Source organism: Micromonospora sp. NPDC047548 (assembly GCF_040642975.1).
In the GTDB taxonomy this organism is placed as follows: domain Bacteria; phylum Actinomycetota; class Actinomycetes; order Mycobacteriales; family Micromonosporaceae; genus Micromonospora.
In genome coordinates, this window is the sequence record NZ_JBEYTI010000089.1 from 1 (window position 1) to 10150 (window position 10150).

Annotated in this window: 12 protein-coding genes; 4 read left to right on the top strand and 8 right to left on the bottom strand. The window is 70.0% G+C overall.

Annotated features, from left to right (window positions below; translation table 11 throughout):
- Window positions 1–4: 4 nt before the first annotated feature.
- The 7 genes from ABZ807_RS32570 to ABZ807_RS32600 form a co-directional block, all read right to left on the bottom strand.
- On the bottom strand, window positions 5–1054 hold the full coding sequence (locus ABZ807_RS32570; protein ID WP_357166773.1) for an integrase: 1050 nt from the start codon (window positions 1052–1054) through the stop codon (window positions 5–7).
- A 336-nt stretch (window positions 1055–1390) separates the two neighbouring features.
- On the bottom strand, window positions 1391–1669 hold the full coding sequence (locus ABZ807_RS32575; protein WP_357166776.1) for a helix-turn-helix domain-containing protein: 279 nt from the start codon (window positions 1667–1669) through the stop codon (window positions 1391–1393).
- Window positions 1670–1701: 32 nt separating this feature from the next.
- Window positions 1702–2067, bottom strand: coding sequence for a type II toxin-antitoxin system RelE/ParE family toxin (locus tag ABZ807_RS32580; protein WP_357166779.1), 366 nt, complete (start codon window positions 2065–2067; stop codon window positions 1702–1704).
- A gap of 79 nt (window positions 2068–2146) precedes the next feature.
- Entirely contained in the window at window positions 2147–2674 is a 528-nt protein-coding gene (locus tag ABZ807_RS32585) for a hypothetical protein (RefSeq protein WP_357166782.1), read from the bottom strand.
- A 59-nt stretch (window positions 2675–2733) separates the two neighbouring features.
- A complete protein-coding gene (locus ABZ807_RS32590) occupies window positions 2734–4107 on the bottom strand; it encodes a DUF6880 family protein (protein ID WP_357166785.1) in 1374 nt (457 codons plus the stop codon).
- Window positions 4104–4478, bottom strand: coding sequence for a hypothetical protein (locus ABZ807_RS32595; RefSeq protein WP_357166788.1), 375 nt, complete (start codon window positions 4476–4478; stop codon window positions 4104–4106). Before ABZ807_RS32595 ends, ABZ807_RS32590 begins: the two co-directional genes overlap by 4 nt.
- Complete coding sequence (locus ABZ807_RS32600; RefSeq protein WP_357166791.1) at window positions 4475–5710, bottom strand: hypothetical protein; 1236 nt, start codon at window positions 5708–5710, stop codon at window positions 4475–4477. The genes ABZ807_RS32595 and ABZ807_RS32600 overlap by 4 nt, the downstream gene beginning before the upstream one ends.
- A gap of 260 nt (window positions 5711–5970) precedes the next feature.
- On the opposite strand from ABZ807_RS32600, the gene ABZ807_RS32605 reads away from it, so the two are divergent.
- Both ABZ807_RS32605 and ABZ807_RS32610 read left to right on the top strand, forming a co-directional pair.
- Window positions 5971–7677 (top strand): hypothetical protein, encoded by a 1707-nt coding sequence (locus ABZ807_RS32605; protein WP_357166793.1) that lies wholly within the window; start codon window positions 5971–5973, stop codon window positions 7675–7677.
- 72 nt (window positions 7678–7749) lie between these two features.
- Window positions 7750–8343 carry a hypothetical protein gene (locus ABZ807_RS32610; RefSeq protein WP_357166796.1) on the top strand — a complete coding sequence of 198 codons (594 nt, stop codon included), beginning with the start codon at window positions 7750–7752 and terminating at the stop codon, window positions 8341–8343.
- 212 nt (window positions 8344–8555) lie between these two features.
- Here the strand turns inward: ABZ807_RS32610 and ABZ807_RS32615 are convergent, their stop codons facing one another.
- Entirely contained in the window at window positions 8556–8933 is a 378-nt protein-coding gene (locus ABZ807_RS32615; protein ID WP_357166799.1) for an integrase core domain-containing protein, read from the bottom strand.
- Between the two features lie 69 nt (window positions 8934–9002).
- On the opposite strand from ABZ807_RS32615, the gene ABZ807_RS32620 reads away from it, so the two are divergent.
- Complete coding sequence (locus ABZ807_RS32620; RefSeq protein ID WP_357166801.1) at window positions 9003–9266, top strand: hypothetical protein; 264 nt, start codon at window positions 9003–9005, stop codon at window positions 9264–9266.
- A 513-nt stretch (window positions 9267–9779) separates the two neighbouring features.
- A complete protein-coding gene (locus ABZ807_RS32625) occupies window positions 9780–10094 on the top strand; it encodes a hypothetical protein (protein WP_357166804.1) in 315 nt (104 codons plus the stop codon).
- Window positions 10095–10150 lie beyond the last annotated feature (56 nt).

Genomic DNA, 10150 nt, shown 5'->3' on the forward strand with positions numbered 1-10150 from the left:
ATCATCAGAAGCCGCGCTCGTCCCACAACTCCAGCCCCGTCCGGTCCTTAACCTGGACAGAACGCCTCAAGCCGGAACAACGCCGGGGCCGTGGGGGTCGATGCTCGTTGTGGAACTGTTCGTATTCGCGTAGTGCCTGCATGAGATGTGCATGGTTCCAGATCAACATGCGGTCGAGCAGTTCGTGGCGGCAGGACTGGATCCACCGTTCCGTAATCGAATTCATTCTCGGCATGCGGACGCCGCTGAGCACGGTCTCGATTCCGGCGTCGGCGAGGATGGCGTCGAACAGGGCGGGGTACTTGCCGTCCCGGTCGCGGATGAGGTACTTGACTCGGCAGCCGGCGTCCTCGACATCCATGATCAAGTTGCGGGTGGCCTGCGTCACCCAGGCTGCGGTCGGCGTTGCGGTGGCGCCGAGGATGCGTACGCGGCGGGTGGCGTGCTCGATGACGGCCAGGACGTACAGTCTGGCCCCGGTCAGCGTGACGGCTTCGAAGAAGTCGGCGGCGATGATGGCCTCGGCCTGCGAACGCAGGAACGTCGCCCAACTGTCTGATGTCCGTTGCGGTGCCGGGTCGATCCCGGCTTCCTTGAGGATCTCCCACACTGTTGACGGGGCGACCTTCACGCCCAGGACGAGCAGTTCACCGTGGATGCGCCGGTAGCCCCGGCTGCTGTTTTCGCTGGCCAGGCGCAGTACCAGGACCCGGACCGAACGGACGGTTGGTGGCCGCCCGGCACGCTTCGGGCGTGACATACCCGCGTGTCGCCGAGCGATGAGGTCGCGGTGCCAGCGTAGGACGGTGTCGGGGCGTACCAGCAGCCGGATGCGGCGGAGCATGTTACGGGGGAGCCGGTGCAGCAGGGCTGCGAGGAACGCCCGGTCTGCCGGAGCGAACTGGATCTTCTCGCCGTGTAGTTGTCGTTCGAGGACCGTGATTTGGTGGCGGAGGGCGAGGATTTCGGCGTCCTTGGCGCGGTCGCTCAGCGGCAGGAGTCGGAGCATCGCGAGTGCGTTGGTCACGCCGAGGTACGCCAGTCGAAGCAGCACGACCCAGCATCCTCGTCCAGTGGTGGGCGGCGATCCGACGTGCGCCGGGACGTCGATCGTTGCAAGTGCGTGCCGCTGCGGTTGAAGTGGCCGTGAGCTGGGCGGATGAGGTTCTCGGCACCCGCAGGGCCCCGTACCACATGGGAACGCGCCGCGACCGGCGGCGGAATGACGTTTGTCCTGGTAGAAGGCGCGTGGCCACTGCCGCCGCGTGGCTGATCATGTTCGCGTTGGCGGTGTCGGTGTCCCCGATTTCGTCGGGGGGCGCCGGCACGGCCGCAAGCCGAGAGATTGGCGGGCCGGGCTCGGTGTGGTGGGTGATGCTGGCCGTTCGAGTCACGAGGCGAGTGGGAACTCCGCATGCGTGCTCGTACCTGTGATCTTGAGGTTCAGCTCTCCTTCGAGTGCGCCTGCGAGACGGTGCAGCAGCGGCAGGGTGGGAGTGACCGCGCCGCCCTCCAGCCGCGAGATGACGGTCTGGGTGGTGCCCGCCCGGCGGGCGAGTTCGCTTTGGCTGATGCCCAGCGCGGTTCGCCGGTCGTAGACGGCCTGACCGAGGGCGATGCGCGCGCCGGCTTCGATGTACTCGGGGCTGTCGCGGTGCGCGTCGGGCACAACCCACTTCGTGTGATATCCCGTCATGGCAATCAGTCGCCCTCCCGGTCGTACACGTGCGCCGCCACTCCGTGCCGCTCTTCGCAGATCCGTTGCGCCGCCACTGCTCGATCGACCTCGGCCGCCTCGCGACCTCGGGTCTTGCGGAAGACCGTCAGCAACACGATCCGCCGGTGTGGGGCCAGCCAGTAGCTGACCCGCCACGCCGAGCGGCTCAGGTGGAAGCGGAGTTCCCGAACCGCACCGCGCAGGTGCCTGCTGTACGGCTCGCCGAGCGTGGTGGGCGCCCCGGCCAGCCGGTCGGCGTGGTACTCGACGGTCCGGTAGTCGGCGAGCGGTAGCGTGTCGAGCCACTCGCGCACCTCGGGTTCCAGCTCGACGTCGTACCGGTCGCCCATATACGCGAGCATATAGCAGGTTGGTCCTCCGCGCCTACCTCACCGGCCTGCCATGCCGGTGGACGCGGTGCGTGGTGGGTCAGGCTGGTCGGAAGTGGATCAACCAACTGTTGATGGTGTCGATGTCGTCGCGGGTGAGCCCGCGGCGCGGATCAACGTGGTGAAGCAGAGCCGGCGCGGTGTGGTGGGCGTCGACCCAGCGTCGGTCGGCGTCGGTGACCTCGTCGTCGATCCAGACGGAGCAGCGTCCGGCGGCCCAGTCGACCAGACCCCTGGTCTTCCAGTGCACGAGCCCGGGTTGGTCGTCGTCGGCGTCCTCCGGCCACTGCACGATTGGGAGTTCGGGCAGGCCGAGGAGCGGACCGATCACCTCGTTGGCGTCGGCCATCCACGTCGTGGCCCAGACCAGCTCGCACGGCAGGGCCGCCAGCCAGCGCCCGCGCCGGGGGTCGAGTCGGTACAGCAGTGGGTTGGACGCCAAGGCCCGCGCCAGCGCTGGCGTGAGCCGATGGCCGGGGCGGTCGTCAACGGCGTCGTGGTGGCCACCGATCGGGATGAGTGGCCCGTCGACATCGAGGAACAGCAACGGCCGGTTCCCGGCTCTCATGTCGAAGCAGGGTAGCGCGCTGCCGGAAACACGCGTGACCGCTTTCGGCGCCGAGTTGATCATTTGGGGGTATGTCGGCTCCATCGGGCCTTCGCCTGATCGAGGAAGGACGGCTGCGGGGCCGGGTCGGTTCCGGTCACCACTGCATCGAAGCCTGGCAGGAAGCTCGTCTTGCGGCCGTGCTGCACGTACACCTCATCGACGACCTGCTGCCACTGTGCTGGCTGACCCGCCTGCTGGTAGCAGCGCTTGGCGTGTTCGAAGTACCGCAGCGCGGCGCCGTAGTACTTGCTCTTGCCCGCCTCCAGGATGCGCATGCCTTGGGCCCGCCAGATCCGGGCGGCATCGCCGGGGTGGCCCGGTTCCAGCGCGGCACCCGCTTGCTCTGCCGTGTGGTGGCCGACGCCTTCCCATGAACAGTCGGAGGTGCGCGCGGCCAACTGCCCGAGGCGCCCGGTCTCGTCGGTGTGCAGCAACAGTTCGATCACCGCAGGCAGGTAACGGTCGCCGTCCAGGGCCACGGTGATGGCTCGGTCGTGCCAGCCCGGGCGCTCGGCGTGCGGGACGAACGTTATCAGATGGTCGTAGGAGTACCGGTCGGGATGCTTGCGGTAGCCCGCCCAGGCCGTCTCCAGTGCCTGCTCACCGTGCCCCAGGTCGGCTAGGAGCCGGGGTTTGAGCTCGGTGAGGCTGTGCGCGGCGAAGGACGGGTACGGCTGGTTGGCGTCGAGGTCCAGGCCACGCTCTGCCCAGGACAGCGCCTGGGCCGGGTCGCCTCGAGTGACCAGCAGGTTCGCGACCGTGAGGCAGTCATCCGTGGTCAGGCCGGTACGTTCGGTGAGATCGACGTACGCGTCGAGGTCACCCCGGGCGGTATACAGGGACCGCAGCGTCTCGGCCCAGCGGAGCGTCTCGGCACTTCGTCGGCGGGCGTCCTGGTCGCCCTGGTCCGACCCGGCAGAGGCCGTGGCGGCCTGGTCGGCGGCTTCGAACCGGCTGCGGATCTGGTCGATGAACGCCGCGATGCCGGCTTCGCCGAAGACGGTGGCGATCTCGCGCTCCAGCCGGTGGCAGAAGCCGTACTGGTCGTCGTCCATCCAGGCCAGCAGGCGGGCCGCGGTCTGCTGCGGGGACGCCTGCGCGGCCTGGCGGGCCGTGATCCAACCGCTGATCAGGCTCTGGGCGAACATGCCGAAGCTGTCGCTGGAGTCGTCGACCTCTTCGGCCTTCTCGTAGCACCCGGCCAGGAACGTCTCGTACAGGGTGGCGGCCCTTACCGGCTCGTCATCGACGAGCCGGCCGACGGTCGCCGCGACCTGTTCGAGGCCGTCGACGAACCGGAAGCAGCCCCGGTCGGACACGAACCGTCCCGGGGCGAGGGCGCGTTCGATCTCGGCTTCCATGGGGTCCGAATGACTGCTCGTGGTGCTCATCGGGGCCTCCGTCGGGGATGTCTGGCGGTCGGCGGAGGCTCGGCGCGGACCGCGTGGAAGCCGGAGTCGTCGCCGAGGTGGAAGAAGATCCGACCGTCGAGCGTGCCGTCCTCGGCGAGGGCCGCCCAGCCACGACCGGTGACCTGGTCGCCCTCGTCGCTGCCCTCCCAGGTGAACTCGACGCAGGGTCGCCCGTCGCGGGTCGTCTCGCGGCAGTCCATCCACCCGTCGACGGCGATGAACCCGAACCGCCCGGTCCCGTCACGGTCGAACTCGATGGACCCGGGCTCCACCAGGTCGATGGCGTCGGTATCCCACAACTCCATCGACACGATCCGCCACCGCCCGGCGAAATCCGCCATGCCCGTCATCCGGATCCCTCCACGTCCCTGCGGGGTCGCAGGAACGCCCGCTGCCGGTTGCTCAGCGGAGTGACGCCGGGCAACGGCGTTCGGTCCAAGAAATCCGACTTGTATCGCCGCAGCAGCGCCTCCCCATCGCGCTGCCAGGTGAAGCGGGGCTTGCCCAGCAGCCGCGCGAAGACCCGGCCAGCCCGGTCCGGATCCTGCTCGGCCAGCCTGCGCAGCGCGATCGGGGGAAGGCTTTGGCTTCTGAGGTACCCGCTGACCGCCTCCCGGTAGCGGCGGACGGTGATCCGGGCCGGGTCGGCGAACACCTCTTGCATGAGTTGGTACTCCGGCAGGAACCACAGCCCTTCGACCTCGTCGAACATGATGCCGACGGTCTCGGCCTGTTCAAGATCGGGTGAAATCGACATCGGGGGTACCGGAGGTGGCTGCTCCTCGTCCGGGGCGTCCGGATCCACGGACGATGCCGCCTTGCCGGGCGCCTGACTCCGAGCGGCACTGATCCGGGTGGCGTGGTGGTTCCAGAACCCGGCCATACTGTCGGCGAGTTCGTGCCCGGTGACGATGGCCAGGTCGGCGCCGAAGAACTCGATGAAGTGCCCGCGGAGCCGGTGGTGGAGTTCCCACCCGAGGGCGATCTTGTCCGGGTTGCGGAACACCGCGGCCGCGCAGGTGTTGGCCATTTCGGCTGCGGCCCGGCACATCTCGCGGCGAGCTTCGAACGGCGCGGCGTTGAGCGCCCCGGACAACAGCCAGCCATCGCCGAACGGCACGACCCTGGCCCACAGGACCGCTTCCGGGACGAGCCGTTCGAGCAGTTGCGGGCCTGCGTTGGAGCGGACCCGGTAGGTGAGCTCGTCGACCAGGTTGACCATGACGGCGGCGTCGCCGTCGTGGCGTTCGACCTCGAAGATGCCCTCGACGACCGTCTCCCAGCACCGGAGCATGGCGCGTTCGGCCTCCGGCAGGTCAGGCCGGGACGCGACGAACTGCTCCACGACCGTGCGGCCGTCGCGGGTACGGTGCTCCAGCACGAAGCGGTCCAGAAAGTTGATGTAGTCGACCTGGTTGCCGGGTTCGGCCGTGCCGAACCGGTCGGCGAAGGCCGAACGGAACTCGCTGGCGAAGCGCGGGCTCTTCCCGAAGGCGACGAGCGCCGCCTTCAGCGGGCCGCTGCGTTGGAGCAGCTCGTCTTCGGCGGCGGTGGCGGAGGGGTCCGGGATGCCCTGGTGCACCGGGCGATTGTGTCAGAGCGCCTCGATGCGTCCTCATGCCCGGGCAGAGCCCTGCGGCACGGGAACGGCGAACCGCGCCGCTGGAACACGGCCGCAGCGGGTAGGGTCATGGTCGGGGGGACTGCGGCCGGCCCTGGGCCGCGGGCTCCGCTCGGTACCGGGTGGCCGGCCTGCCACTGCCCGGCGCCCACCGGAGATCTGATCCGCGCCCGGGTGGGCCGGCTGCCGGCCGTGACGCGCTGCATGGCATGCTCGCCCGAATGGGCGGACGGGCGGGCAGCGGACGTGCCAGCCGGCGGGGGCTGCCGGCGCAGCGCCCCGGTCGGGGTGGCCCCAGCAGGCGGCTGCGGGTTCCCGAGGCGCGTGCGGCGTACGCCGGCGCGATCGCCGACTGTGCCGAGTTGATGGCGGCTGCGGACGCGCTGGACGCTGAGGTCTGGGTGGCGTCGAACATCTCGGCGATGCGGAGCGACGTGCCGACCGACGAGGCGTTCACCGTGCTGCTGCTCGACCTCATCGACGAGGCCGAGCGGGACGGCCGTACCGGCTGCGCGGTCCTGCTGACCGCGATCGCGGCGGTGGGTCCCCGGGAGGTCGCCGGGGCGGCGGGTGCGGCGGCAAGCCGGGTGACCGGCCGGGCCGGCCGGCGTCGTGGCGCCGCTGCTGAGGCCGAGGTGCCGCTGCCGTCCTGGACCGGTCTGCTGGGCAAAGCCACGGTCGGGGAGTGCTTGTTGTGGACCGACGAGTTCGGCGAGTATTGCCACGTGTTCTGCGAGTTCGCGCACGCGGACGGCGACCGCCGGCATGGGCTCAACGTCACGATCGACCTGGCGTTCCACGGTGTGGTGTCGGCGATCGCCATGGTGTCCCAGCCGGCCAACCTCGATCGAACCATGGCGGGCCTGCGACGCGGGAAGCCTGGCCGGGGCCGGGTCGAGTCGATCGGCGCGCAGCGGGCCCGCAGTCTGGTGCTGGCGGCGATCGAGGCGTCGCGTGACCGGGAACGCCCGACGCTGCGCAGCGGGCCGGAGCCGGACGAGCTGTGCTATGCGTACCTGCCGCTGCTGACCTGCCGGATGCTGGGCGTTCCCGCCGCCGAGCCGGCGCCGCAGACGGCGCCTGCCACGCTGGCCGAGGCGTGGCCGACCAGCCGCCGTACCGCGTTGGTCGAGGCGTTCCTCGCCGCGCACCCGCGTGGGTGGGGCCACCCGGCGCCGGACCGGATGTTCGCCGAGCGCGTCGTGGACGCGAGTATTGAGGTGCTCGGGTTTCCGCCCGACCGGATCGGGCCGATCATCGCCACCAGGCTGTTCGGGGAGGTCCTGCCGCGTACGTTGATCGCTCCGCAGGTGGTCCTGCGCAGCGCCCGGAAGGTGGCCATGGCCTGGGTTGCCTGGGTCGGCGCGTCCGGGGACCTGTCGTGGCGGGCACGGCTGCGCCTGCGGCGGCGGATGTTGCTGGTGCGGGTGGTGTTCGAGCGGATGAGCCGGGATCGGCGGGTCAACCCGTGCTTCCCGTACGTGGCTGACCTACCGGCGCGCCGGGCGGGTGGCGACGACATCCAGGCCACCCTGGACCGGCGCTGGTTCGCGGTCCCGGAACCCGGGCGCCGCGGTGGGATCACGTTCGAGCGCGCCGACCCCGAGCGACGCGGGTCGTCGGTCACGATCGACGTCGACGACTACGATGCGGCCGACCCCTCGCACCGCAAGGCGCTCACCACGATCGACCAGGCCGTGCACGGCACGGGGCAGGACCTGCTGCCCGCCTGCGTCGCGGTGGTCGAGCAGTTGTGGGCCGACGAGCCGGCCCAGGTGTGGCAGGCCGCCGGGCGGTTGAGCGCTGCCGGGGTACCCCGGCAGCAGGTGATCAGGCGGCTGGCGGCGGTGTGGCAGCGCTGCGATGCTGCGGACCCGGCAGAGTATGCCGCAGCCCTGGAATCCGTCGGCCGGCCGGTCGCCCGGTGATGCGACAGCGAGCATCACCGCCTGACGTTCAGGACTGAAGAGGACGTACCCCTTGCGCTGGATGGGAGCCCGATGTCCGACGACCTGACCCTGTTCGACCTGCCCGCGCCAGAGCCGCCGCCGGCCGCCAGCCGCTCCGATCGGGGCCGGGCCGGGTACCGGTACGCGCGAAGCGTGGCCGCCGAGGTGACGGTGCAGCGCATCCCGGTGCTGCTCGACGCCGCAGTCCAAGCGTTCGACGCCAGCCCGACGTTCGAGATCGGCGAGGTCGACGTCGACGACGAGGCGCCGGACTCCCGGGAGCAGATCGGCCGCGACCCGGCTGCGGCGTTGGGTTGGCTGCTCGACCCGACCGATGGGATGTGGCCGTTGCTGGAGGCAGGTTCCGCCACGGTGCTCGAGGTGGACATCGACACATCCGAGGTGTTACCCGGCCGGTACCGGGTGCGCTGGACGGTGGTGATCCAGCTCCGCGACGTCGCTGCGTTCCGTCGGGTCGCATCGGACGCCTGCTCGGCCGAGGACACCGCGGCGCGTGCCGAGATCGCGGAGAGCCTGGCGGCGGCGTGGCAGCGGGCCGCCCCACCGTTCGCCCCGCTGCACCGCATTCCCGGGATCACCTGGTCACCGGTCGAAGCCATCGTCGCGCACGTGCCCGCCCGCTGAGGTCGGGCTCCGCAGGAGCACCGACCGGCGGCGAGGGCTGCGGTGGAGCCCCGGTTGGGCTACGGCGTCCGATCCTGACCTCACCAGCATGAGGGCAGCGCGGCGCGGCCCAGCGGGGTGAGCGCCACCACGTACCCATCCGGTGGGCCGTCGAGGCGCAGCGCGCCGAAGCGGGCCAACACTGTGCGTGCCGAAAACCCCGTCCATACAGGTCAAGCGGCATGTCGGTACTCGTGAAGGATGCCGCCGAGTCGATCACGCCTGCGGATGTCGAGGTGGTCGAGTCGGTCCGGGTTGGTGATCGGTTGGGGGAGCGGGCGTCGGGGTGCCGCAGCGCAGAGCGCCCGGTGGGACCGGCGCTCGTTGTAGAACGTCTCGTACTCGCGGAGCGCGTGCATCAGGTGGGCCTGGTTCACGATCAAGGTGCGGTCGAGGAGTTCGGCTCTGCACGAGCGCACCCAGCGCTCCATGATCGCGTTCATGCGCGGCACTCGGATTCCAGTCTTCACGGTGGCGATACCTTCGTCTTCGAAGACCGCGTCGAAGGCGGCCGTGTACCTACTGTCGCGGTCGCGGACCAGGTACTTCACCGTGGCGCTGGCGTCGTGGAGGTCCATGACCAGGTTGCGGGTCAGTTGTGCGGTCCAGGCTGCGGTGGGGTGGGCGGTGGCACCGAGAACACGAACGCGGCGGGTGGCATGCTCGATGACAGCGAAGACGTACAGCCGCGCGCCGGTCAGGGTCCGGGTCTCGAAGAAGTCCGCGGCGATGATCGCGCGTGCCTGGCCGCGCAGGAAGGCGGCCCAGGTCTGGCGGTCACGTTCGGGGGCGGGCTCGATGTCGTTGGTCTTGAGGATTTCCCAGACGGTGGAGGAGGCGACCTTGATCCCAGGCTGGCCAGTTCGCCGTGGAGTCGTCTGTAGCCCCAGCTGGAATGCTCCCTGGCTAGGCGCAGGACGAGCGCCTGGACGCTGCGGCAGGTCGGCGGGGGTCGGCCTGCCCGTTTCGGGCGGGATGCTTTGGCGTGGTGGCGTCGGAGTAGGTCGCGGTGCCAGCGCAGGACGGTGTCGGGGGAGACGATCAGGTGCAGCCGCCGGAGTCTGGGGCGGGACAGCCGATGCAGGAGAGCGGCGAGGTACGCCCGGTCGGGCAGGGTGAGGCGGGGCTTGTCGATCTGGCGCTGCAGGACGGCGAGCTGGTGGCGCAGCGTCAGAATCTCGATGTCTTTGTCCATGTCGCTCGTGGGCAGCAGGCGTATGAGGGCGAAGACGCTCGTGCGCGCCAGGTAGGGCAGTCGCAGCAGCACGAACGACCATTCTGGCGTACCCGTCAGGCGGCTATCAGGCGCCCGCGAACTGGCAGGCACGGCCTATGGATGGAATTTTCGGCACCCACAGGGTCGTCGACGGTTCGGCCGTCTCCAGGCCAGGGGCTGGGTGACGTACCTGCCGAGGGCCGTACCGGAGCTGCACCAGTTCATCCGGTCGTTGCCCCAGCAGCCCCGCCCGCAGCGGCCGTCGGCACCAACACCGCCATATCAGCAGTACCCGAACAGCGTCGGCGGCCTGGTAGTGCGCCTGCTGCACAACCGCAACCTCAGCTGGTTAGGTCCTGCCAAGTACCTGTTCGGCCTCGGCGGAGGCGACATGCTGTCGGCGTCGACGATCGGCGCGATCGGACATGGCAGGAAGCCGCTGACACCTGACCTGCTTGCCCACGGCCCCGGCGTTGTTCGGGAGTGTCCGGTTTGATCATGGTTTGTTAGATGCCGTAGACGGCGAAGACGTCGCTGCGGTCGTGTAGGTCG